General features: G+C 64.8%; 21 protein-coding genes. 12 read left to right on the top strand and 9 right to left on the bottom strand.

Annotated features, from left to right (window positions below):
* Positions 1–118: 118 nt before the first annotated feature.
* The 6 genes from HU230_RS24735 to HU230_RS24715 form a co-directional block, all read right to left on the bottom strand.
* The gene (locus tag HU230_RS24735; protein ID WP_176529453.1) at positions 119–493 is read right to left on the bottom strand and encodes a response regulator transcription factor; all 375 of its coding nucleotides are present in this window, start codon (positions 491–493) and stop codon (positions 119–121) included.
* Positions 490–1356, bottom strand: coding sequence for a S1C family serine protease (locus HU230_RS24730; protein WP_176529454.1), 867 nt, complete (start codon positions 1354–1356; stop codon positions 490–492). The genes HU230_RS24735 and HU230_RS24730 overlap by 4 nt, the downstream gene beginning before the upstream one ends.
* Positions 1357–1460: 104 nt before the next feature.
* On the bottom strand, positions 1461–1586 hold the full coding sequence (locus HU230_RS43670) for a hypothetical protein (protein WP_263010108.1): 126 nt from the start codon (positions 1584–1586) through the stop codon (positions 1461–1463).
* Between the two features lie 86 nt (positions 1587–1672).
* Positions 1673–2386 carry a response regulator gene (locus HU230_RS24725; protein WP_176529455.1) on the bottom strand — a complete coding sequence of 238 codons (714 nt, stop codon included), beginning with the start codon at positions 2384–2386 and terminating at the stop codon, positions 1673–1675.
* A complete protein-coding gene (locus tag HU230_RS24720; RefSeq protein WP_176529456.1) occupies positions 2379–4007 on the bottom strand; it encodes a sensor histidine kinase in 1629 nt (542 codons plus the stop codon). Before HU230_RS24720 ends, HU230_RS24725 begins: the two co-directional genes overlap by 8 nt.
* 343 nt (positions 4008–4350) lie before the next feature.
* Positions 4351–4953 carry a hypothetical protein gene (locus tag HU230_RS24715; RefSeq protein WP_176529457.1) on the bottom strand — a complete coding sequence of 201 codons (603 nt, stop codon included), beginning with the start codon at positions 4951–4953 and terminating at the stop codon, positions 4351–4353.
* A 417-nt stretch (positions 4954–5370) separates the two neighbouring features.
* Here HU230_RS24715 and HU230_RS24710 point away from each other — a divergent pair, with 417 nt between their 5' ends.
* From HU230_RS24710 to HU230_RS24690, 5 genes are all read left to right on the top strand, one after another.
* Positions 5371–7005: an outer membrane beta-barrel protein gene (locus HU230_RS24710; protein ID WP_176529458.1), complete on the top strand. Its 1635-nt coding sequence runs from the start codon at positions 5371–5373 to the stop codon at positions 7003–7005.
* 64 nt (positions 7006–7069) lie between these two features.
* The gene (locus HU230_RS24705) at positions 7070–7813 is read left to right on the top strand and encodes an outer membrane protein (protein WP_176529459.1); all 744 of its coding nucleotides are present in this window, start codon (positions 7070–7072) and stop codon (positions 7811–7813) included.
* A 28-nt stretch (positions 7814–7841) separates the two neighbouring features.
* Positions 7842–8024 carry a hypothetical protein gene (locus HU230_RS24700; RefSeq protein ID WP_173638344.1) on the top strand — a complete coding sequence of 61 codons (183 nt, stop codon included), beginning with the start codon at positions 7842–7844 and terminating at the stop codon, positions 8022–8024.
* 4 nt (positions 8025–8028) lie between these two features.
* Positions 8029–8700 carry an enoyl-CoA hydratase/isomerase family protein gene (locus HU230_RS24695; protein WP_176529460.1) on the top strand — a complete coding sequence of 224 codons (672 nt, stop codon included), beginning with the start codon at positions 8029–8031 and terminating at the stop codon, positions 8698–8700.
* A gap of 242 nt (positions 8701–8942) precedes the next feature.
* The gene (locus HU230_RS24690) at positions 8943–9158 is read left to right on the top strand and encodes a hypothetical protein (RefSeq protein ID WP_176529461.1); all 216 of its coding nucleotides are present in this window, start codon (positions 8943–8945) and stop codon (positions 9156–9158) included.
* Between the two features lie 124 nt (positions 9159–9282).
* Here HU230_RS24690 and HU230_RS24685 read toward each other — a convergent pair whose 3' ends face one another.
* Positions 9283–10311 carry an AraC family transcriptional regulator gene (locus HU230_RS24685; protein ID WP_224943534.1) on the bottom strand — a complete coding sequence of 343 codons (1029 nt, stop codon included), beginning with the start codon at positions 10309–10311 and terminating at the stop codon, positions 9283–9285.
* A 263-nt stretch (positions 10312–10574) separates the two neighbouring features.
* Here HU230_RS24685 and HU230_RS24680 point away from each other — a divergent pair, with 263 nt between their 5' ends.
* Positions 10575–11024, top strand: a complete 450-nt coding sequence (locus HU230_RS24680; protein WP_173638340.1) for a cupin domain-containing protein — start codon at positions 10575–10577, stop codon at positions 11022–11024.
* 118 nt (positions 11025–11142) lie between these two features.
* Positions 11143–12636 carry a flavin-containing monooxygenase gene (locus HU230_RS24675; protein ID WP_176529462.1) on the top strand — a complete coding sequence of 498 codons (1494 nt, stop codon included), beginning with the start codon at positions 11143–11145 and terminating at the stop codon, positions 12634–12636.
* 188 nt (positions 12637–12824) lie between these two features.
* On the opposite strand, the gene HU230_RS24670 is transcribed toward HU230_RS24675, so the two are convergent.
* Positions 12825–13550 carry an alpha/beta hydrolase gene (locus HU230_RS24670; RefSeq protein ID WP_176529463.1) on the bottom strand — a complete coding sequence of 242 codons (726 nt, stop codon included), beginning with the start codon at positions 13548–13550 and terminating at the stop codon, positions 12825–12827.
* Between the two features lie 153 nt (positions 13551–13703).
* Between HU230_RS24670 and HU230_RS24665 the strand changes: the two genes are divergently transcribed.
* A complete protein-coding gene (locus HU230_RS24665) occupies positions 13704–14684 on the top strand; it encodes a helix-turn-helix domain-containing protein (RefSeq protein ID WP_176529464.1) in 981 nt (326 codons plus the stop codon).
* A gap of 21 nt (positions 14685–14705) precedes the next feature.
* On the top strand, positions 14706–15773 hold the full coding sequence (locus HU230_RS24660; protein ID WP_176529465.1) for a maleylacetate reductase: 1068 nt from the start codon (positions 14706–14708) through the stop codon (positions 15771–15773).
* Position 15774: 1 nt separating this feature from the next.
* Here the strand turns inward: HU230_RS24660 and HU230_RS24655 are convergent, their stop codons facing one another.
* Positions 15775–17229, bottom strand: a complete 1455-nt coding sequence (locus HU230_RS24655) for a GH1 family beta-glucosidase (protein ID WP_176529466.1) — start codon at positions 17227–17229, stop codon at positions 15775–15777.
* Between the two features lie 247 nt (positions 17230–17476).
* Here HU230_RS24655 and HU230_RS24650 point away from each other — a divergent pair, with 247 nt between their 5' ends.
* From HU230_RS24650 to pgm, 3 genes are all read left to right on the top strand, one after another.
* Positions 17477–20143 (top strand): M1 family metallopeptidase, encoded by a 2667-nt coding sequence (locus HU230_RS24650; protein ID WP_176529467.1) that lies wholly within the window; start codon positions 17477–17479, stop codon positions 20141–20143.
* A gap of 78 nt (positions 20144–20221) precedes the next feature.
* Positions 20222–21874 carry an acetolactate synthase large subunit gene (locus HU230_RS24645; RefSeq protein WP_173638333.1) on the top strand — a complete coding sequence of 551 codons (1653 nt, stop codon included), beginning with the start codon at positions 20222–20224 and terminating at the stop codon, positions 21872–21874.
* Positions 21875–22012: 138 nt separating this feature from the next.
* Positions 22013–23653 (top strand): phosphoglucomutase (alpha-D-glucose-1,6-bisphosphate-dependent), encoded by a 1641-nt coding sequence (pgm, locus tag HU230_RS24640; protein ID WP_176529468.1) that lies wholly within the window; start codon positions 22013–22015, stop codon positions 23651–23653.
* Positions 23654–23658 lie beyond the last annotated feature (5 nt).

Below are 23658 nucleotides of genomic sequence, written 5' to 3'. Positions count from 1 at the left end.
CGACGCTGGGGCCACAGTTCGGTTCAGCATCGAATGCGGTGGTTATGGGGCCTGGCTTTCGCCAGGACGACGGAGGGATAGGTCAATCCGGCAGCATCAACCTTGTACGTCCCCCCCCTCACAAATTGATCACCCCGCGCCGCGCTGCATGCGCGACGGCGTCGGTGCGGCCGGTGGCGTCGAGCTTGTCGAGCAGGGAGCCGACATGAAACTTGGCGGTGTGGACCGAAATTCCGAGCCGCTGCGCGATCATCTTGTTGGATGCTCCTTCGGCGAGCAGCGCCAGCACGTCGAGCTCGCGCGGCGTCAGCTCGAAGTCGCCGCCGCCCGCGGTCTCTCGGTTGCGTGCGACGATCGTCGCCGTCGCCTGTTCGCCCGGCGCGGCAAGCCGCAGGCCGGCGACGCTGCCGAGCAGCGTCGCCAGCCGGTCGGCGAGGGCGGGGTCGTCGATCTCGAGTGCGATGATGATGTCGGAAGTGGGCTCACTGCTCACGTCTCGGGCCTTTCGCCGACCGTCACCTTGAAGTTCAACGGCTCGCCGCCGCGATGTACGGTGAGCTCGACCAAGCTGCCGACGCTCTGCGGCCCGAGGCCGCGCGACAGCGCCCGCACGCCCGACAGCCTCTCGCCGTTGGCGGCAATGATCACGTCGCCCTGGCGGATGCCGGCGGCAGCTGACGGGCCGGCCTTGTCGACATTCATCACCATTGCGCCGAGGCCGTCGTCGAGACGAACCGGCTGCAGCCCGACGCCGAGATATCCGCGCGCGATGCGGCCGTTCTTCTCGAGCTGGGCTGCGACCCGCTCGATGGTCGCGGCAGGGATCGTCAGCACGCGGCGCGGGCCGAGCACCGCCATGCCGAACGGCACGCCCGCGGCATTCAGCGCCAGCCCGCCCTGCTGGCTGTGCCGCAGCCGGACGTCGAGCTCGATCCGCGCTTCGATCTCGCCGCCGCGCAGGCTGCGCCATGCGGCGCCGGACCGGGAGACCATGCCGAGCCGCGCGATCGGCGCGCCGCGGTCGGCCGCGACGATCACCGCGAGCGATCCGAGCGCGGGAATTTCGGTCGACAGCTTGATCGGCGCGACGTCGCCGTCGACGCGCAGCAGCGCGACGTCGGTGGTGTGGTCGCGTCCGGCGACGGCGGCTTGCCTGCGGCTGCCGTCGGCAAACTGGATTTCGATCTCGCCCTCGTCGGCGAGCGCTTCGTCCGCAGTGACGATCAGGCCGGTCTTCCAGACGAAGCCGGAGGCGCGCGCGCGATGCGAATGCACGGAGACGATTGTGGGCGCAGCGCGCGCAATGGTCTCGGAAAGGGCTGACGACAGCGAGGCGAGGGTGGTCGGTTCGGTCATGGGAAACTCCGTTGGCTTCCCCCAATCTGGGATGTCGCGGCTGGCGGTGAAACTGGCCGGATGGGCAGGACCGGGACGCGGAACATCCACGGAGCCCGAGCCGCTCAGCTCCGGTCCCGGGTCCTCCAGCCGAACAGGGCGAAGCCGGCGACGAGCGCGACCACGATCAGCATCCAGTTCTGACCCTCGAAGCCGAGGAAGTGAAACGGTTGAATCAGGAACTGCACCACGTGCCCCTTTCCCGGGCACGCTAAGGCTTTCTCGGTCGGAAATATATTATTTTTGTATATATGCCGGCGGGCGGGCGTTGGAGACGTTAGCCCGCCACGCTGGTCTCCAGGCGGTTTTCCAGCCGATAGCCAACCCCGGACTCCGTTACCAGCAGGCGAGGCTGGTTGGGGTCGGCCTCGATCTTCTGGCGCAGCTTGCGCACCAGGATGCGCAGATACTGGATATTGTCGCGCTGGTTGCCGGTCCAGATCTCCTTCAACAGCTGATCGTGCGTCACCACCAGGCCGATATGTACGGCAAGTACGTGCAGCAGGCGGTACTCCTTCCGCGTCAGCTTGATCCTGGCCTGGTTGAGCGAGACGGTCCGGCTGACCAGATCGACCGACAGCGGCCCGGCGACGACGACCGGGTTCTCGGTGGCGCTCTTGAAATAGCGGCGCAACGCGGCGTCGCTCCGCGCCAGCAACTCGGCCATGCCGAACGGCTTGACGACATAATCATCGGCACCAGCCTGCAGCAGGCGAACCTTCTCGTCCTCGTTGGATTCGACGGAGAGCACGATCACCGGAACGTTGGACCAGGAGCGCAGCCGCTCCAGCGTCTCGCTGCCATGCAGGTCCGGCAGACCGAGATCGAGGATCACGAGGTCGGGCGCATTGAAGGTCGCGATCTTCAACCCGTCGGCGGCGTTCTCGGCCTCGACCACGGAGAAGCCATGAATCTCGAACCCGGCGCGCAGGAAGCGGCGGATCTTTGGTTCGTCATCGATCAGCAGGACGAGGTTACGCGGCTTACTCATCGTCGCAGGTCACCAAATCTGAATCCGTGGTCTGCGGTGCCGGTAGCAAGATCGATGCCGTCGTCCCGAGTCCGTGGCCGCGGCTCGCGACCTCGACGGTGCCGTCATGTGCCTTGACGAAAGTCGATGCGATCCAGAAGCCGAGCCCGGAGCCGGGGACGCTCGCCTGGTGCCGCGGGCTGCGGAACGACTTGCGGCCGAGATGGCGCTGTTCGTCCGGCGTGACGCCAACCCCCTGGTCGATGATCGACATCACGACACGCCCGGGGACGTGTCGGGTCTGCACCGAGATCGTCGACCCGGACGGGGAGTATTTGGCGGCGTTCTCGAGCAGCTGGCCACAAGCCTCCGCGAGCAGGCCGGAATCGACGTTGATCAGTGGGAGATCGTCGTCAAATCCGATCTCGACGCGGTGCGCCGCCAGCCGCGGCGCACGCGCCTTGACGGCGGCGTTGACGATGTCGCGCGGGTCGGACCATTCGAGACGAGGCGTCAGCCCGCCGGCCGTGACGCGCGTCGCATTCAGGAGATTGCGGATGTGGCCGTCGAGCCGCGCGACCTCGTCCGAAACCGCCTCGATCAGCGAACGCAGCCGTTCGTCGGCGCTGACGGCCGGCATCGCGTGCATGACGCTCACCGATCCCTGGATGGCGGCGAGCGGCGAGCAGAGTTCATGCGAGAGTGTGCCATGGAAGGCGTCCCGCAACAATTCGGCCTGCAGATGCATCCTGGCATCGTCCATCGCCTTGCCTATATCGAGCCGTTGCAGCGTCAGCGAAACCTCCTCCAGCACCGCCTCGATCCGGCGTGTGCGCAACGCGATCGCCTCGCGCGTACCGCGCCCGGCATTGATGGCGATGACGCCGTGCACCAGGGTTTTCGATCCGACGGCACGGAGCAGCCACACCTCCTGGGTCGATTCATCGATGACGCTGCGATCTGTTATGCCGACCGTCGCCGTCATCGCCGCTACGCTCTCCTGCACGGCCGGCGGAGCGGCTCCCAATTCCGGCGGGGATTCGAAATGACCTCCCGCGGACGCGACGAACAATGCAGCCCGCTGGCCGAGCGTATGGGCCAGATAGTGACTGACGGCGTCGATCAGATCGGAGATGGTGAAGCAGGCGGCCAGGCGTTTGGAGAATTCGTAGAGGTGCTGGATCTCCCGCTCGCGGCGCCGCAACCTTTCGGTCTCCTGTTGCAGGCGCGACGCCAGATTGCTGCTCACCAGCGCGACGACGAGGAAGACGAGCAGATCGATCGCCTCCTGTGGACTGTCGACCCGAAGGCTGTAGAGCGGTGTGAAAAAGAAGAAGTCGGCTGCGGCGATCGCGGTCAGCGATGCCAGCGTGCCCGACCAGATCCCCCATCGGGTGGCCGCATAGATGATGGGGATCAGATAGGCGATTGGCACCAGGTTCGCGGCGATCGGCTCATTGAGCGCAAACAGCAGCGCTGTGACGATGCCGATCGATCCGACCGACCACAGCAGGGGCAGGACGTCGGTCCACATGACCAATTGCGGCTTCGCTTCGAACCCCGGCGCGAACACGTGCTCCGCTTCCGCGCGGCGCGCGTGGATATCCGCGAGCCGTTGAAACAGGGGCAGGGAATAGATCAAGGATTTTGCCTTCGCAGAGCAAGACACCGGAAGATCCTCGTCACGGCCGCTTCGGCCTGTACGAAATCCGCCCCCGCAACATCCGATGTGAGCGCTGAAGACGCGGGTCCGGCGCCGTCACAATGGCGCACGCCCTCGCGAATGGTTCAACGTTCGACCGTCGGCTGCTGCTCCGATGTCACCAACTACCCAGCGATCCGAGCATTGTCCAGGAACGGATAGAAAATCCATGCTGCTGAGGTGGCCGAGAAATATAAAAGAAATAGTCGAAGCGTGAGATCCGCGATTGCCGGCGCCGCCGCATGGATCGAATAGCAGTACAAGACGGCGGCGCGAAGCACCTTCAGTGCTGCTCAAGCAGGGCGGCATCGTCCGATTTCTGCAACATCTTGCTGACATAGCCGAGCGCCAGCCGTTCTCCGGCAAGCTCCGGCTTCGACGTGCGGTAGAGGCTGAATTCGCTGGTCTGGTTCACCCGCGGCGGGGTCAGCTTGGCGATCGCGGCCGAACTGACATATTTCGGCGGGTAGAGATAAAAATCCATCAGCGGGGTCTGCGAGCCGCCGGATTGCCGCTTCAGGACCGCATGCGCGCTCGCACCGGCCTCCGGATAGAGTGCGGTCCAGCCCGCAAAGCTGCTTGCCAGAATCTCCAGCGACAGGATCGCCGTCGCGATCTCGACGAAACCCTGGTTGGACTTCTTGGCGCTTCGGGTGGTCGAAGCTTTGCGCAGCCGCTGCCTGAATTCGTGATGCCGCTCGATGAACGGGCCGAGCCGGGCTCGCCACAGCATATCGGGCAGGCAGGCGTAGCCATGAATGTCGTGATAGCTTTCGATCAGGTTGCGGCACTGTGCCGTGAGATCGGCCGGCAGAAAGCCAAGATCGACGTCGCTGATTTCGCCGGTGAGAGCGACGTCGTTCGCACCATTCGTAACGTTCGCCACGACGCGCAGCGCTCCATTGCATTCGATGCGAAGGATTCGCTCGATGCCGAGAGCTTAGCCACGAGGCGCGTATATCTTCGATCTCGATTCAGGGCGATCGGCATAGCAATAAAATAGCGCGCAGATCGGATGCTGGCAGAGCTATGGCGGAAATGACACAGAGTTTTGGAAATCTATCGCAATGCAACGAGCGAATGTCGCAAAACGTCAAGATTTCCGCCGGGTCCTTGAGCAGGTGCGCGAGCAATTGATGCTTCTGCGAGCAAACGACGCGGCGACGAATGTTTCGGATATTTTATCTTAATGAAAGCGCGAGGAGACCCGTATCGCCTTTTTCTCAACGCCCCACGAATGATGACGCAGACGTTACACGCGACAACGCTCGAAGCGTCGGTAGCAATATCCTGGGGCAAAATCATGAAGAGACTGTTTTTGGCGGGCGTATCGTTGGCGGCGGTGAGCCTGTTCAACGCGGCCCACGCAGCGGACGCCAATCCGCCATTATTGAAGGCGCCCGCCGCCGCCTGCGATCCTTACAAGAATTATTCGTGCCTCGACGGTTATCTCGGCAGCGACTTCTTCTCGCGCTTCGTCAACTACTACCGGCTCGAGTGGGGCCACGACGCCGCGCCGTCGGATCCGAAAGCGCCGCCGTCACGCCGTGATTATTGGCCGGCGACGCCGCAGAGCACGCCACCGATGCCGTTCACGGAATGGCCGTATGGCGGCTCGACCAGCATCGGCGTGACGAGGCCGAGCTCGATCGACAGTCCCTTGATGGCGGCGCTCGGCAACACGCCTGCCGGACAGTGGATGAACGATGCGCACATCCAGGTCTATGGCTGGGTCAATGCCGGCGGCAATCTGAGCTCCAACACGGTTCGCGGCGGCAACGCGCCCGCCGCCTACGACTATAACCCGAACACGGTCCAGCTCGACCAGGCGGTCGTCTACATCGAGCGCCTGCCCGACACCGTCCAGAAGGATCACGTCGACTGGGGCTTCCGTCTCGCGCCGATCTACGGCGAGAACTATCGCTACACGACCGCCTATGGTCTCTGGAGCAATCAGCTCCTGAACCAGAACAAGAACTACGGCTACGACCTGCCGATGGCCTACGGCGAGGTCTTCATTCCGCAGATCGCGGAAGGCCTCCTGCTGCGGTTCGGCCGCTTCATCTCGATCCCCGACATCGAGGCCCAGCTCGCGCCCAACAACTACATGTATACGCACTCCATGACGTATACGTTCGACAACTACACCAACACGGGTCTGCAGAGCACACTCGCGGTCACCAAGAACTGGATGCTGCAACTGGGCGTGTCGGTCGGCAGCGACACCATGCCGTGGAACGCCGGCGCCAAGATCGCCAACCCGTTCCCCAATCCGCTGTTCCCCGGCACCACCATGCTGAAGGATCCGGGCGCGATACCGAGCGTCACCGGCGGCGTGCGCTGGACCAGCGACTCCGGCAACGACAGCGTCTACGTCGTCGCCGACGCGATCAACAGTGGCACCTGGGGCTACAACAATCTGCAATGGTACGGCCTGACGGCGTATCACAAGTTCAACGACCAGTGGCACATCTCGTTCGAGACCTACAATCTGCATCAGAACAATGTGCTGAACGCCAACAATCCGGCTGCGATGGCCGCGTTCGCTGCGGGTGGCACGCCGTTCTCGCCGCAATACCTGCCGTTCAACGCGCCTGGCCTCGCCCAGTGCAGCAGCGCGACGGTGTTCGCCTGCACGGCGTCGGTGCAGACCTATCTCGCTTACCTGAACTACAAGGCGTCGCCGCTCGACAACATCTCGTATCGGATCGAGTTCTACGACGACAAGCAGGGTCAGCGTACCGGCGTGAAGACGCGTTACGTCGAGACCGGCATCGGCTGGCAGCACTGGTTCTCGCCGCAGATCGAGATCCGGCCCGAGGTCTCCTACTACAGGTCGCTCGATGCGAATGCGTTCAACGGCAATTCCAACCTCGGAATCGCGCCGACCAAGAATTTCGCCCTGATCGGTTCGGCCGACATCATCATTCACTTCTGATCCGGAGGCGGCGCCACGTCGACCAGATCGCGTGGCGCCCTCATCAGAAATTAGGAGATCTTCAATGAAGCACGTTTTCATCACCACCGCAGCACTCGGAGCGCTGCTGCTCGCCTCTCCGGCAAGAAGCGCGGACCTTCCCCTCTACACCAAGGCGCCGGCGATCGCGGCGCCGGCCTACGACTGGTCCGGCTTCTATGTCGGCGTGTTCGGCGGCGGGGGATACGGCAACCACAATCTCAACAACGCACTCGGGCCGGCCGGCTTTGCCAACTACACTATCAACTATTCCTCCACTGGAGGCATCGCCGGCGGCGAGATCGGCTACAACGTCCAGAGCGGGAGTATCGTGGTCGGCGTGGAAGCCGACGGCTTCTGGTCCGGCATCAAGGGCAGCGATGTCGACCAGTTCAACGCCGGCACCTTGCCGATCGGCTCGGTTGATGCGACCAATCTCCGCGACGGCTTCACCCTCCGGGCGCGCGGCGGCATTGCGGTCGACCGCTTGCTGCTTTTCTTTACCGGCGGCTGGGCTTATGGCGAGCTCCAGCACACCAACACCGATCCGGTGTTCGGTGTCGATCAGTTCAACGCCAACCGAAGCGGTCTGACCGCGGGCGGCGGTATCGCCTATGCGATCACCAACAACCTGATCGGCAAGTTCGAGTATCGCTATTACGACTTCGGCCGGTACGAGCGCGCTGCGCCGCTGAACGGCCAGATTCCCTACTCCGTCGACAGCACGTTTTCCGTCGTGACGGTAGGTCTCGACTACAAGTTCGGCGGGCCAGTCGTCGCGAAGTACTGAAGCAGCGCGAGAGCGTGAGGAGGATGCTGTGACGATCTCGACATCTAGACAGCTGCTGCTGCGCGTCGTTGTGCTCGCCGGCGTCTGCGCCACGGTCGCTGGCTGTGTCAGCGACATCACGCCGCCGACGGGGGACACCGTCGGTGGCTCTCAAATGCGCTACTACGGCGGCCCGAAATCTCCGATGTGGCGTGCACCGGCGGAGAATTGACCCGGTGGCCGGACGCGTCGTGGTCAGCGAGGAAGCAGCGGTGCGGACGATTGCGGTGTTGCGCCCGGAAGGGATCAACGCGCGCGCGGATGACTTGTGTCTCGCCATGACGAAGGCCATCGAATCGGCGCAGCGCAATCCTGCCATCCGCTGCATCGTCGTCGCCGGCGGGTTCGATGGCTTCGCGGCAGGCAGCGAGGCCGCAGAACACCATGCTGTCGGTGGCGCCGGGTCGGAAGGATTTCTGTTGCCGAGCGTGACCGGCCTCCTACACACGCTCGCCAGCAATGCAAAACCGATCATCGCCGCCGTCGAGGGAGCGGCGGCAGGCATCGGTACGGCCATTGTGTTCTATTGCGACGAGGTCATCGCTGCCACATCCACGACGTTTGCCTCGCCCCTCGAATCTCATGATCTGGTCCCGGACGGCGCGATGAGCCTGCTCATTCCCCGACGGCTTGCTCAGCACCGTGCCTTTGCGATGCTCGTTCCCGGACGTCCGATGCGCGCGGAGCGAGCCTATGAAGCGGGTTTGATCGACATGATCGTTCCGCCGGGATATGCCGCGGTCGAAGCGGAGCGGATGGCGCGGGAATTCTGCCGACTACCGGCGGGTGCGGCGGAAGACGACCGTCGCGGCCCTCCGTCTGAAGGGACGGCTGGGCGGAGCAGGTGACGCGAACGCTGGAGCCTGCGCCGTCCGCAACTCGCGTTGCACCGCAATTGGCTGGGCATCGTCGGGTGCCGCTTTCCTGATCGACGCGGTCGCTTGTCCAAAAAATCAGCAACTGATGATTATTGTTGCGATTCACAGAAATTGGAACCAGCATTCCGCATCGTCAACAAGACGCCGAGCAGAGGCGTCGACCGGAAACGCCTGTTGCTGTTCGGATGTGTCTCAGCCTCTTGGAGGGTGCGATGCTGAAGTCCCTTGCCACAATGATCAGTGCCCTTGCGATTGCCGTGTTGATGGCACCTGCCGCCTACGGCGGCGCATCCGCCAGCGCACCAACAAAATACGCACAGCGTTCGCAGCAGGTGACGAGCGTGCATATGGTCAGGCAGACCAAGCGGATCGAACCACCAACTACCGATTTTTCAGGCCAGGCAAAGACGGCGCCATTTCACCGCTAGAGCGTTTTCGAGCGAAGTGGACACCGGTTCGCGTGAAGAAGACGCGTCGCGACAAGAATCTAGAGCTTCGGTTGTGATTCAATCAGAACCGAAGCTCTAGCCGCTGATCGTTACCCGGGTCGGCTCAGCTCAGCCGCTGCAGCGTCGCCTTCGGGCTCTCGCCGAACTTGGCGCGGTAGGCGCTCGCCATCCGGCTCAGATGGGTAAAGCCGAGATCGAACGCAATATCGACGATGCGTTCGCCCGTCCGCGCCGTCTTGAGGCGGGCGTTGAGATGGGCGAGGCGGATGTCGAGCAGCATCTCGGAAACGGTGGTGCCGAAGTGACGGCGGAAGCCGAGTTGCAGCGCGCGGACACCGGTGCCTGCGATCTCCGCAAGCGCGGCGAGATCCAGCGGCTCGGTCGCGCGGGTCTCGAGATGGGCCCGCACGCGCTTTAGCGCCGCCGGCTGGGCTTCAGCGCGGCCGTTGAAGACATCGATCGCCGAGCTCAGGCTGTGCCGCTGCTCGTTGAGCAAAACATTGAGAAAGGACTCGCGCCAATCGGCCGCCGCGACCGCGGACAAGCTCTTGTGCGGCCCGATCTGCTCGGCTGTCGTCACGAGCTGCTCGATCCTGGCCGAGAGCGCCCGCCCGAGTGGCCCGCTCAGTCCGACGGCCGGATCGAACTCGATCGGCCGGACCGCCACCCCGCCAAGCGCTGCGGCGCGATGCTCGACCAGCTTGCGGTCGAGCAGCACGATGAGCTGGGCGCAGTCGTCGCGCCAGGTCATCTCGGTCGGAATGGTCGGCGACAGCAGCGAGGCACAGTGTTGCGGCCCGGTGGTGAGCTCGCGTGCGGCGGTCCGCACCACGGCCGAGCCGGACAGCGGCATCTGCAACAGGAAGAAGCGGTCGAGGCAGCCCGGATTGATCGCGACCGATCCGCCATAGGCGACATAGTTGACCGAGAACCCGTCGAACCCGGCGCAATTGTGGTGCGCGGAGAAATCGCGCTCCGAATGATCGACCGGCGTCAGATCGTGCGGACAGAAGATGCGCCCGATCGCTTCAGCCGCGTCGTCGACACGCGCGGTCGCGACGCGCGCGAAATCCTTCAGCCTTGCGCTTGTCGAACTGGCCCTTGCCGAAACCTCGTTGCCAACAGCAATCACGCCGGCCGTCCGGAGTTGTTTGAGGTCTAAAACATCATGCAGCCTAGTGCATCCGTCGGCAAAGGGGAACGCCGTTTCGTCGCGCAAACTGCCCGATCGGCGCGCAGGCGGATGCGGCGGCATTGGGCAGAGGCTTCCGGGCTCGACGCTGCCGCATTGCAGCATGGTCGCGCCGGCTGCGGATTCGTTTATCGGCTAGACAGCCGCACCGGCTGGCGACAGGCTCGTGTCGGCAATACGCATCCAAAACTGGAGAGGCTGACATGGGCGCGCTCGAAAAAGGCATTACCCGAACCGGCACCGGCTACGGCGGCAAAACCTGGAATATCCTGGGCCAGGTCTATTATCCGAAGGCCGTCACCGACTCGACCTTCGCATTCGAGACCAACAGCGATCCCGGCCAGTTCGTGCCGGTGCACATCCACCCGACCCAGGACGAGTTCATCCTGGTGCAGGAGGGCGTGCTCGACCTCAAGCTCGACGGCGTCTGGGTGCAGGCCAAGGCCGGCGACCTGGTGCGCATGCCGCGCGGCATTCCGCACGGCTATTTCAACAAATCCGATAAGCCGGCGCGGGCGCTGTTCTGGGTATCGCCGATGCAGAAGCTCGAGGCGCTGTTCGAGAAGCTGCACAATCTGCAGGACCCCGTCGAAGTGGTGCGCATTTCCGCCGAGCACGAGGTGGACTTCCTGCCGCCGGAAGCCAACGAGTAGGCCGGCGGCCAGCAGACAATACGCACGCGGGGCGGCAATCGCCGGAGCAGGCTCCGGCGATTGCGGGGATGCGCGCGCTTACGAAATTGCACCTGTTCATTCATCGCGGAGACGTTTCATGGTCAAGCAGAAGCATGTGTGCGTCATCGGCGCCGGCATTTCCGGGCTCGCCGCCGGCAAGGCCTTTGCCGGTCGCGGTCACAAGGTGACCATCATCGAGCGCAGCGGCGATCTCGGCGGGGTCTGGGAGCCGGCGCGCTCCTATCCCGACGTGCAGACCCAGAGCCCGAAGGAGCTCTATCGCTACACCGACAAGGCGATGCCGGAATCCTATCCGGAATGGCCGAAGGGTCCGCAGGTCCATGCTTATCTGCGTGACTATGCCCGCAGTCATGGGCTCGACGGTGCGATGCGGTTCGACACCAGGGTCGAGAGCATGATGCGCCGCGCCGACGGCAGACCGGGCTGGACGCTCGCGCTGCGCGCGACCGACGGCGCGACCGGCCATGAGGATTTCGACTTCGTCGCGGTCTGTACCGGGCAATTCAACGAGCCAAAGTCGCTGCCGCTGCCCGGCGAGGACGGCTTCAAGGCGCAGGGCGGCCAGATCCTGCATTCGTCGCAATACGGCGACCCCGATCTCGCCAAGGGCCGCAAGGTGGTCGTGCTCGGCGGCTCGAAATCGGCGACCGACATCGCGGTGAATGCGGTCAATTCCGGCGCCAGCGAAGTCACCATCGTGTTTCGCGAACCGGTCTGGCGGATTCCCTATTTCGTCGGCGGTCTCGTCAACTTCAAGCGCATCCTCTACATCCGCGCGCAGGAGCAGATGTTCGCGAGCTGGGGCATCGGCCCGATGGCGCGCCTCGCGCATGTCGTCGCAAAGCCGTTCGTCTGGGCGAACTGGCGGGGGCTCGAGAGCATGCTGAAGATGCAGCTCAAGCTGAAGCAATGCGGCATGGTGCCGAAGGAGCGGATCGAGGACGGCGTCAACTGCTCGGTGCCGATCGCGACCCCCGGCTTCTATCCGATGGTTGCCGATGGCCGGATCAAGGCGGTGCAGGGCACCTTCGATCACTATGACGGCAAGACCATCGTGATGAGCGGCGGCCAGCGTGTCGCAGCGGACGTCGCGGTGCTCGCGATCGGCTACAAGCTCGGCGTGCCGTTCCTCCCTAAGGAGTATCAGAACAAGCTGGTCGAGCCCGACGGGCAATATCGGCTCTATCGGCTGATCGCGAACCCGGATCTGCCCGACATGGGCTTTGTCGGCTTCAATTCGAGCTTCTGCACCGTGCTGTGCGCCGATCTCGCGGCGAACTGGCTGGTGCGCTACGCCGACGGCCAGCTCGCGCGGCAGCCGAGCGCGACCGAGATGCATGACAACATCGCGATGATGCTGAACTTCAAGCGCGTCGAGCGGCCGGCGGCGGGCGTCTATGGCGGCCTGTGCGTCGCGCCGTATCACTTCAAGCATTTCGACGAGCTGCTGGCGGACATCGGCACCAAGGCGTCGCGCCGCAACCCGCTCGTCGAAAAGTTTACGCCGCCAGACGCGGACGCCTATGCGCGCTTCCTTGCGACCGCGCCGGAGTACAAGGCGGTGGCCTAAAGCGTGATGAGATTGGGTCGGGCTGATGCGGCATCGCAGGTTTGCCTCTCCCTTGGGAGAGGTCGGCGCGCAGCGCCGGGTGAGGGGTTGCGGTCTCTCGTTGGAGCTGCGGCCCCTCACCCGATTTGCTACGCAAACCGACCTCTCCCCGTTGGGGAGAGGTGCAGCCGCTCTCGTGCCGATGTGGTTCAGTCGCGGCCGGCGTCGAGGAAGGCTTGCGCCAGGCGCTCGGGATTGGAGAAGCACAGCTCATGGCTGCCCGGCACCTGGACCAGGCGGAACAGCCCGAGCTTCTCCGACAGCCGCGGGTGCCAGGGCAGGCCGTGCGGCATCGCGGTATCCTCGGTGCAGTTGACGTAGGATTTTGCGATCGGCATCTCGGCCGGATTGCTGCGCAGCGCGATCTTGTCCTGAAAGGTCTTGAGCGGATGCGGGTTGAGCTGGTCATAGGCCCGCTGCGCCGTATCGAGATCGGCGTCGTTAATGAAGGCCTCGCGCCAGATCGGGAACGGCAACACCACCGAGCCGTCGCCGCGCTCGGCATAGATGGCATCGAACAGGCCGACATAGTGCGGCGGCACCATGTCGTTGAGGCTTTCGCCATTGTTCGGCACGAACGCATTCCAGTACACCAGCCGGCGGATGCGATTGGCGGCGGCGTCGGCAACACCCGTGATGACCATGCCGCCATAGCTGTGGCCGACCAGCACGATGTCATTCAGATTGTGCTCGGCGAGATAGTCCACGATTGACTGGATGGCCTCGGCAAGGCCGGAGTCCTTGCGATCGCCAGGGCGGTTGCCCTTGATGGTCGGGGTGTGGACGACATGGCCGGCCTTGCGGATGGCAGCCGCAACCGGCTCAAACTCGGCGCCGGTATGCCAGGCGCCATGGACGAGAACATAGGTCGACATGTTGTACCTCCCTGTGTGGTTTGGTTAGTTCGATTGCGCGGTTCGGACGGCCGGGGATACGCGCTGACGTCATGCGGTTCCTGATGGATATTGACCCGAGGCTATGGAACGCGCTTGGCTGTAACCGAACCGGACTGGACTCGGAGTGAACTGATGCAGCAAATCGCCGCCGCGGATCGCTCGCGCAGGCTGAGCTGGAATACCGCGGACACACGGCCGGGCGAGCAGTTCGCCTATTATCGCGAGGCGATCTGCCAGGCCTTCATGAACCTGACGCCGGAGCCGCCGGCGACGCCGGGCTTCATCGCGCGGGTCGAGACCGTCGGGCTCGGCGACGGTGCGGTCAACCGGGTCAGCTTCCCCGAGCATGTCGTGCGACGCTCGGCCGCCGACATCGCCGCGTCCAGCCGGCGCTGCTACTACCTCAATCTGAAGCTCGCCGGCCGCTGCCGCATCCATCAGGCGGGACGCGAGATCAGCCTGTCGCCGGGACAGGTTGGCATCTTCGACAGCGGACAGCGCTTCGCGCTGCTGCACGACCGCGGCCCCGCGCTGCAGGTCGCCTCGTTCTGGGTGCCGGCCGAGGCGCTCGATGAACGGCTGCCGTCGGCCCCGGAGGTCGCACCGGCGCGGGTCTCCGATGATCCGTTCGTCGGCCATCTCATCGCCGAGACGGCACAAGTGCTGAACAATTCGGCGCTCCGGGCGTCCGATACGGACAATGCCCGGCTGTTCGGCGTGCTGCTCGACCTGGTCGCGCTCAGCCTGTCGCGGTCCGGTCGCGCGGGCGTTGCCGAGAGCGCGGGTCTTGCCGATGCAACCTGGCTCGCACTGCGCCGCGCCGTCGACCGCAGGCTGCGCGAGCCCGGGCTCGCTGTTGCCGCCATCGCCGCCGCGATCGGCATCAGCGAGCGCTATGTCCACAAACTGTTCGAGCGCGCCGGGACGACATTCGCGAGCTACGTGATGGACCGCCGCCTCGACGGTGCGGCGCGCGACCTGAAGGATCCCGCGACCGCCGGGCGCGCGATCGGCGACATCGCGTTCGACTGGGGCTTCTCCGACCTGTCGCATTTCACCCGGCGCTTCAGGCATCGCTTCGGCTGCACGCCGCGCGACTGGCGCCGCGGCTGACCAACCGTTCTGGAAATCGCCATGGCGCAGAACTTCACCTACCAGATCAGCCCGATGCGGGTCGTGTTCGGGGTCGGCACCGTCGCGCAGCTGGCGGACGAGCTCGATCGACTCGGCGTCAGGCGTACGCTGGTGCTGGCGAGCCGGCGGCAGCAGGCCGAGCTCGGCGATCTCTCGGGCTTGACCGGCGGCCGCATGGCTGGCGCGTTCGACGGCGCTGTCGTGCACACGCCGGTCGCAGTGACCGAACGTGCGATGCAGATGGTCGGCGAGTTGAAGCCCGATGGCGTGGTTGCGATCGGCGCGGGTGCCGCGACCGGTCTCAGCAAGGCGATCGCGCTGCGTACCGACCTGCCGCAACTGATCGTGCCGACCAGCTATGCCGGCTCCGAGATGACGCCCGTGCTCGGCGAGACCGTGGACGGTGTCAAGACCACGCAGTCCTCGCCCAAGATCCTGCCCGAGGCCGTGATCTACGACGTCAACCTGACGATCTCGATGCCCGCAAAATTCTCGGCGATATCAGGCCTCAACGCGATCGCGCATGCGGCCGAGGCGCTGTATGCGCGGGACGGCAATCCGATCACCTCGCTGATGGCGGAAGAGGCGATTGCGAAACTCGCCTCATCGCTGCCGGACGTGATCGCGCGGCCGCGCGATCTCGACGCGCGTTCGGATGCCCTCTACGGCGCATGGCTGTGCGCGGTCTGTCTCGGCACCGTCGGCATGGCGCTGCACCACAAGCTCTGCCACACCGTCGGCGCGCTGTTCGACCTGCCGCATGCTGAAACCCATGCGGTGCTGCTGCCGCATACCATCGCCTACAACACGCCGGCTGCGCGCGATGCGATCGGCCGCGCCGCGCGGGCGCTCGGGGTCGCTGATGCGGCCGACGGCCTGTTCGATCTGTCGGCAAGGCTCGGCGCGCCGCGCTCGCTCGCCGAGATCGGCATGCCCGAAGACGGCATCGCGAGGGCGGCCGCACTCGCCACCAGGAATCCTTACTGGAATCCGCGGCCGATCGAGGAGCGCGGCATCAGCGATCTGCTCCGGCGCGCGTGGTCGGGCGCACGGCCGCAGGCCGGATAGATCAAACCCCGATGGCGTTGCGCGCGATCACGTCGCGATAGAACGCCGCGCTCAGTTTCGGCACCCGCGCCTGGGTCTCGAAATCCACCCGGTACAGGCCGAAGCGCTTTGCGTAGCCGAAGATCCATTCGAAATTGTCCATCAGGCTCCACAGGAAATAGCCGTGGACCGGAACACCGTCGGCGGTCGCGCGCTGCAATTGGGCGAGGTAGTTGCGCAGGAACATGATGCGGTCGAGGTCGTAGATTTGCCCGTCCGGCTGCACCTTGTCCTCGCCGGAGGTGCCGTTCTCGCTGATATAGATGCTCTTGATGTTCCAGAGCTTGGCGGCAATCCGCGGCGCCCAGTAGATCGTCTCCGGCGCGATGCGCAGCCAATCCGAACTCATGTGCGGGAACGAGCCCGGCATCGGCAGCGGCTTCCAGCCGGGGGCTTGGTCGGTGGCGAGGACATAGCAGTGCGGCGCGTAGATGTTGAGCCCGACGAAATCGTTGGGCTGTGCGATGATCTTCAGTTCCTCGGCGGTGAATTTGGGCGCGTCGGCGCCGGCATATTGCAGGAAGCCCTCGGTGTACTTGCCTTCGAGCACGACGCCGAGGAAGCCCGCATTGAGCTCGCGCGTCGCGATCTCGGTGGCGCGGATGTTCTCCGGCGTGTTGACCGCGGGCACGCAGGCGGTGATGTTTTCGGCGGGGCCGACCCGCGTGCCGGGGCGGCCCTTGGCGCGGATCGCCTGCACCGCGAGCCCGTGCGCCAGCGCGACATGGTGGCGCGCCTGGTTCACCTCGGCCGGCGGTAGCGTCAGGCCCGGCGCGTCGACGCCGAGCGCATAGCCGAAGGGGAGGAAACGCCCGACCTCGTTGAGGGTGAAGATGTTCTTCACCCGGTCGGTCAACCGCTGCGCCACATAGCCGGCGTAGTCGCCGAACGCCTTCGACGTGTCCCGTGAGCGCCAGCCGCCGACGCGGTCCTGCAATGCCTGCGGCAGGTCCCAGTGATAGAGCGTGGCGTAAGGCTCGATGCCGTTCGCGAGCAGCTCGTCGACCAGGCGGTTGTAGAAGTCGAGGCCCTTCGGATTCGGCGTGCCGGTGCCATCGGGAAACACCCGCGGCCAGGCGATCGAAAAGCGATAGGCTTTGGCGCCGAGCTCCTTGATGAGGCGGATATCGTCCTTGTAGCGGTGATAGTGGTCGTTGGCGCGGTCGCCGGTAGAACCGTCCTCGATCTTGCCCGATGTGTGGGTGAATGTGTCCCAGATCGACGGGCCGCGGCCATCCTCATTGACCGCGCCTTCGACCTGGTAGGACGAGGTCGCGGTGCCCCAGACGAAGCCGGCCGGAAAGTTCGCGCCGTCAGGCCGCGGAGCGTGGCTTGCGGCCTGACCCGGGGCCGACAGGCCGAGCGCCGAGAGGCCTGCAAGGCCCGCAAACTGCCGGCGCGAGAACTTACCGAACATTATTGTCTCCCGTGGCCGGACGCTGCGGCTGGAATGCCAGCCGTAGGTTAACCTTCCACCCTGCCGTTGAGCAACAAGGGGAAGAGGTCGAGGCGCGGTAGCGAGCGGCGCACCAATCGGTGCGAACCGTTGCGATGTCAGATGTCGCGGAGTTGTCAGTTTTATGGCGACATGTTCTCTACTAGATTGCCTGCTACGTCCTTCCGCAATGACATCCAAAAATCCCGAGATCCCGGTGAGCTGCGCGATGAACAAGCCTGCGACCCATGTCCGAACCGCGCTGCTGCGCCGTCTTGCCGCGGCAATCGGCTTGCTGCTGGCGACGGCCGCAGGCGCGCAGGCAGAGCAGACATTTTCGTTCGACAGCACACCCGGAAAGCTGCCGAAGACGGTTGTCCCGTTGAGCTACGCGATCGAGCTGACGCCTGATATCACGAGCCTGGCGCTGCCGGGCGTGGAGACCGTCGACATCGAGGTGCGTCAGTCTACGGCGCAATTGACGCTGAACGCGATCAACACGACGTTCGCCGAGGCTGCGATCGATGATGGTGCGCAACGCGCGGAGGTGACGACCGACGCCACCGCGCAGACCGCGACGCTGACCTTCGCCAGGCCGCTTGCGGTGGGCCGGCACAAGCTCCGCATCGCCTTCACGGCGCAGATCAACAAATTCGGCACCGGGCTGTTTGCGGTCGATTATCCCACCCCGACCGGGATCAAGCGGCTGATCTCCAGCAAGCTTGAGCCGGCCGATGCAAGGCGGATCTTTCCGTGCTGGGACGAGCCGTCGTTCAAGGCGAGCTTCGCGCTGACCGTCGTGATCCCGCGCAATCTGCTCGCGGTCGGCAACATGCCCATCGCGAGCGAGGCGCCGGTCGCCGGCGATCTCAAGAAGGTCACGTTCGCGCCGACACCGAAGATGTCGAGCTATCTGTTCGTGCTCACGGTCGGCGAGCTCGAGCGAGTCACGGCGGATGCCGGCGGCGTCACCATCGGCGTGGTGACGACGGAGGGCAAGAGCGGGCAGGGCCGGTTCGCGCTCGACAGCGCAGTGAAGCTGCTCGGCTATTACAACGACTATTTCGGCGTGAAATATCCGCTGCCGAAGCTCGATTTGATCGCCGTTCCCGGCGGGTTCGGCGGCGCGATGGAGAACTGGGGCGGCATCACCTTCTTCGAGAGCCGGCTGCTGTTCGATCCCGCAACCAATGCGGAGACCGCCAAGCGCGGCATCTTCGCCATCATCGCGCACGAGATGGCGCATATGTGGTTCGGCGATCTCGTCACCATGGCGTGGTGGGACAATCTCTGGCTCAACGAGGGCTTTGCCAGCTGGATGGCGACCAAGGCCTCGGAGCAGTTCTATCCGCAATGGCGGAGCTGGCTGAACGGCAACAGTGCGAAGCAGTTTGCCATGGCGCTCGATGCGCGCCGCACCTCGCATCCGGTGCAGCAGCCGATCGCCGATCACAGCGAAGCGGTCACGGCGTTCGATGCCATCACCTACAACAAGGGCCAGGCGCTGATCCGCATGCTCGAGACCTATCTCGGTGAGCAGGCGTTCCGCGATGGTATCCGCAAGTACATGGCCGCGCATGCCTACAGCAATTCCACCACCGCCGATCTCTGGCAGGCGCTCGAGACGTCCGGCGGCAAGCCGATCACCGGCATCGCCGCCTCATTCACCGAGCAGGATGGCGTGCCGCTGGTGGTGGCCGAGACGGCCTGCGATGGTGCCGCGCAACGCCTGACGTTGCGGCAGGACCGTTTCGTGATCGCGCCGGCCAACGATCCGCCGCTGCCGGCCCACAGCTGGCAGATCCCGGTTGCGGTCGGGCCGGCGCAAGGCAAGCCGTTTGACGAGATCTTGCTGAAGGATAATGCCGATATCCCCGCCGGCGCCTGCGGCGATGCGATCAAGGTCAATCTCGGCGACGTCGGTTACTTCAGGGTCGAGTACGGCCCGAAGAACCGTGCCGCACTGCTGAACGCCTTCCCGCACATGCAGGTCGTTGACCGGCTCAATATCGTCACCGACAGCTGGGCGTTGGTGCAGGCCGGGCGTACTGAAGCGCCATCCTATCTTGCGCTGCTCGACGCGCTCGATGCCGGCGACCATCGCGCGGTGTGGGATCAGGTGATCTCGACATTTGCTGCGCTCAACCGGCTGTCGCGCGACCGCAGCGAGCGGCCGGTGATCCAGGCCTATGCCCGCGCCAGGCTGCGCCCGGTGTTCGATCGGATCGGATGGGACGGCGGCGGCTCGGGCGACGGTGACACCGCGCTGCTGCGCGCGAGCCTGATCTCGGCGCTTGGCGACCTCGGCGACGCGGCAATCGTCGCCGAGGCGAAGCGGCGCTTTGCGGCGTTCCGCGATGATCCCAACTCACTGCCGACCACGCTGCGTGATGCGGTCACCCATGTTGCCGGCATCACAGCCGATCGGGCAACCTATGACAGACTGCTGGCGCTCGCTCGCAACAGCACGGCGACCAATGAGCGGCTGCGCTATTATTTCGCCGCGGCCAGCGCCCGCGATACGGAGCTGGCGCGCGCAACGCTGGCGTTGACGCTGACCAACGAATTGCCCGACACGATCGTCACCGGGATGATCAACGCGGTTGCATCCGCAGGCGAACAGCCGCAGCTTGCCTGGGACTTCGTCCAGGCGAATTTCGATACCTTGCTGGTCAAGCAGGGGCCGAGCTTCCGCGACCAGTTCGTGCCGAACTTCATGACCAATTTTACCGATCAAGCCCACGCGGCAGAGCTGGCCGCGTTCGCCCCGTCACAGTCCACCAGCGGCGGGCGGGTGATGGTGGCGCGCTCCTTGCAGGCGATCGCGATCTCGGCCGATCTCGCCGCGCGTGTGCTCCCCGCCGCCGACGCCTGGATCAGGGCGCACAAGCCGTGAGATCGCAAGAGAGTTTCCGGCGGCGCGCGATGCGGCTATGCTCCGTGCGCGGCATGCAATCAACGATGCGAGGCTGACATGGTCAAAGGTTCCGATTTGCTGGTCGCGGCCCTCGAGAATGAGGGCGTGGAACGGGTGTTCGGCGTTCCCGGCGAGGAGAATCTCGACGTCGTCGAGAGCCTGCGCAAATCCTCGATCAAGCTGATCGTGACCCGCCACGAGCAGGCGGCGGCGTTCATGGCGGCGACCTATGGCCGCTTGACCGGAAAGCCCGGCGTCTGCATGACGACGCTCGGTCCGGGGGCGCTCAACCTGACCACCGGCGCGGCCTATGCGCTGCTCGGCGCGATGCCGATGGTGATGCTGACGGGACAAAAGGGCATCTTGAGCAGCCGGCAGGCCAAGTTCCAGATCGTCGACATCGTCAACACCTTCCGTCCGCTGACCAAGTTGTCGCTGCAGATCGTCAGCGGCGCGACCATTCCGACGCTGGTCCGTGATGCCTTCCGGATCGCGACGCAGGAGCGGCCGGGGCCGGTGCTGCTCGAACTGCCGGAGGATATCGCACGCGAGGAGATCGCGCCGGTCGAGATCGTGCCGCCTCATCCGATCGAAATTCCGATCGCGCATGCGGCCGCCCTCGACCGCGCCGCCGACATGATTTTGAAGGCGCAGCGTCCGCTGATCATGCTCGGCGCGGCGGCATCACGGCCGCGTAGTACCGCGGGGATCGGCGACTTCGTGCGGCGCACCAAGATTCCGTTCTTCACCACCCAGATGGGCAAGGGCACGGTATCCGGCGGCACCAATCAATATATGGGGACGGCCGCGCTGAGCGAGCGCGACTATGTGCATGAGGCGATCGACCGCGCCGACCTGATCATCGCGATCGGTCACGACACGATCGAGAAGCCGCCGTTCATCATGGGGCCGAAGGGGCCGCAGGTGATCCATGTCAGCTACACGGCAGCGAATGTCGAGCAGGTCTACTTCCCGCAATGCGAGGTGATCGGCGACGTCGGGCCGAGCCTCGAATTGCTGGCCGACCGGGTCGCGGGAAAGCTGCCGTCTGCCAGCGCGCTGCTCAGCCTGCGCGAGGGAATCCTGGCGAGGATCACCGATCGCGCCACCGAAGGCCGTTGGCCGCCGACGCCGCAGCGCATCGTGCACGATGTGCGGCAGGTCATTCCCGAGGACGGCATCGTCGCGCTCGACAACGGCATGTACAAGATCTGGTTCGCGCGCAACTACCGCACGCTGCTCGCGAACTCGCTGCTGCTGGACAACGCACTCGCCACCATGGGCGCCGGCCTGCCGTCGGCGATGATGGCGGCGATGCTGTATCCGAAGAACCGCGTGCTCGCGGTCTGCGGCGACGGCGGCTTCATGATGAACTCGCAGGAGATGGAGACCGCGGTCCGACTCAAGCTCAACCTGGTGATCCTGATCCTGGAGGATTCTGCCTACGGCATGATCCGCTGGAAGCAGGCGGTCGACAACTTCCCGGATTTCGGCCTGACCTTCGGCAATCCGGATTTCGTCAAATATGCGGAAAGCTATGGCGCCAAGGGTTCGCGGATCGAGAGTACGGAGGCGATCGTCCCGACCCTCGAGCGGGCCTTCTCCGGCGGCGGCGTGCATCTCGTGGTGGTGCCGATCGACTATACCGAGAACAAGCGGGTGCTGGTCGACGAACTGCGCGAGAAGGTGCAGCAGATCGACGTCGAATAGCGGATTGCCGCTGACGGCACGGAACGAAATGCCCTCGGCTTGATTGAACGTAAGCCACCATGGTAGCACGCCAGGATGTTACGCAATGAGTATCACTCGTTGTGCTGATGGTCGGCGATACCAGATCTGAGAGGTCACGTGACTGCACCAAATCCTGCCGCCGGCAAACCCATCGATCCCGCCGCGCTTGCCAATGTGCCGCGGCTGGTCATGGCCTATTTTGCCGGCAAGCCCGACGCCAGCGATCCCACCCAACGGGTTGCCTTCGGCACCTCGGGCCATCGCGGCTCCTCGCTGAAGAATTCCTTCAACGAGGACCATATCCTCGCCACTACCCAGGCGATCTGCGACTACCGGCGTGAGAAGGGCCTCACCGGGCCGCTGTTCATCGGTATCGATACCCATGCGCTCGCCGAGCCGGCGCTGGCCAGCGCGGTGGAAGTGTTCGCGGCCAACGGCGTCGAGATCATGATCGACGCGCAGGGTGGCTACACTCCGACGCCGGTGATCTCGCACGCCATCCTGAGCTACAACAAGGGCCGCAGCACCGGGCTTGCCGACGGCGTCGTCATCACGCCGTCACACAATCCGCCGGAGGATGGCGGCTACAAATACAATCCGCCGCATGGCGGCCCGGCCGACACCGACGTCACCGCCGTGGTCGAGAAGAACGCCAACCGCTATATCGAGGCCGGCCTCAAGGGCGTCGCGCGAATGCCGTTTGATCGCGCGCGCAAGGCCGCGACCACGCATCTGCACGACTACATCACGCCCTACGTTGCCGATCTCGGCAACACCGTCGATCTGGCGCTGATCAAGACCGCCGGCGTCAAGATCGGCATCGATCCGCTCGGCGGCGCGGCGGTGCATTACTGGCAGCCGATCATCGCGCGCTACGGCATCAACGCCACCGTGGTCAACAATGCGGTCGATCCGACCTTCCGCTTCATGACCGCGGACTGGGACGGCAAGATCCGGATGGACTGCTCGTCGCCTTACGCGATGGCGAGCCTGATCGGGATGCGCGACCGGTTCGACGTCGCCTTTGCCAACGATACCGATGCCGACCGCCACGGCATCGTGACCCGCTCGAACGGGCTGATGAACCCGAACCACTTCCTCGCCACCGCGATCGCCTATCTGTTCGCGCACCGGCCGCAATGGAGCAAGGACGCCGCGATCGGCAAGACCATCGTGTCGAGCTCGATCATCGATCGCGTAGCGAAGAAGCTCGGTCGCAAGCTGGTCGAGACACCGGTCGGCTTCAAATGGTTCGTCGAAGGGCTCGGCAGCGGCACCTTCGGCTTCGCCGGTGAGGAAAGCGCCGGCGCGTCGTTCCTGAAGCGCGACGGCTCGGCGTGGACCACGGACAAGGACGGCATCATCCTCGGCCTGCTGGCGGCGGAGATCATCGCCAGGACCGGTCGTGATCCCAGTGAATTGTTCAACGAGCTGACGGCCGAATTGGGTGTTCCCTATTACGAGCGGATCGATGTTGCGGCGACGCCGAAGCAGAAGAACGCGCTGAAGGCGCTCGGGCCCGAGCAGCTCAACATGACCGAGCTCGCCGGCGATCCCGTGCGCGCGGTCAGGACCAAGGCGCCGGGCAACGATCAGCCGTTCGGCGGCATCAAGGTCGAGAGCGAGGCCGGCTGGTTTGCCGCGCGTCCTTCCGGCACCGAGGATGTCTACAAGATCTACGCCGAGAGCTTCCGCGGGCCGGATCATCTGAAACAGATCCAGGGCGACGCGCAGGCCGCGATCGCCAAGGTGTTCTGAGGCAG

Source organism: Bradyrhizobium quebecense, assembly GCF_013373795.3.
Lineage (GTDB): Bacteria > Pseudomonadota > Alphaproteobacteria > Rhizobiales > Xanthobacteraceae > Bradyrhizobium > Bradyrhizobium quebecense.
Note: the sequence above shows the minus strand (reverse complement) of the source record. Positions and strands in the feature narration are given on the sequence as shown.

Coding starts and splice junctions, on each gene's coding strand:
- HU230_RS24705 (WP_176529459.1), top strand. CDS start 7,070: ATGAAGCACGTTTTCATCACCACCGCAGCACTCGGAGCGCTGCTGCTC.
- HU230_RS24730 (WP_176529454.1), bottom strand. CDS start 1,356: ATGACCGAACCGACCACCCTCGCCTCGCTGTCGTCAGCCCTTTCCGAG.
- HU230_RS24650 (WP_176529467.1), top strand. CDS start 17,477: ATGAACAAGCCTGCGACCCATGTCCGAACCGCGCTGCTGCGCCGTCTT.
- HU230_RS24710 (WP_176529458.1), top strand. CDS start 5,371: ATGAAGAGACTGTTTTTGGCGGGCGTATCGTTGGCGGCGGTGAGCCTG.
- HU230_RS24680 (WP_173638340.1), top strand. CDS start 10,575: ATGGGCGCGCTCGAAAAAGGCATTACCCGAACCGGCACCGGCTACGGC.
- HU230_RS24690 (WP_176529461.1), top strand. CDS start 8,943: ATGCTGAAGTCCCTTGCCACAATGATCAGTGCCCTTGCGATTGCCGTG.
- HU230_RS24665 (WP_176529464.1), top strand. CDS start 13,704: ATGCAGCAAATCGCCGCCGCGGATCGCTCGCGCAGGCTGAGCTGGAAT.
- HU230_RS24670 (WP_176529463.1), bottom strand. CDS start 13,550: ATGTCGACCTATGTTCTCGTCCATGGCGCCTGGCATACCGGCGCCGAG.
- HU230_RS24725 (WP_176529455.1), bottom strand. CDS start 2,386: ATGAGTAAGCCGCGTAACCTCGTCCTGCTGATCGATGACGAACCAAAG.
- HU230_RS24645 (WP_173638333.1), top strand. CDS start 20,222: ATGGTCAAAGGTTCCGATTTGCTGGTCGCGGCCCTCGAGAATGAGGGC.
- HU230_RS24675 (WP_176529462.1), top strand. CDS start 11,143: ATGGTCAAGCAGAAGCATGTGTGCGTCATCGGCGCCGGCATTTCCGGG.
- HU230_RS24655 (WP_176529466.1), bottom strand. CDS start 17,229: ATGTTCGGTAAGTTCTCGCGCCGGCAGTTTGCGGGCCTTGCAGGCCTC.
- HU230_RS24660 (WP_176529465.1), top strand. CDS start 14,706: ATGGCGCAGAACTTCACCTACCAGATCAGCCCGATGCGGGTCGTGTTC.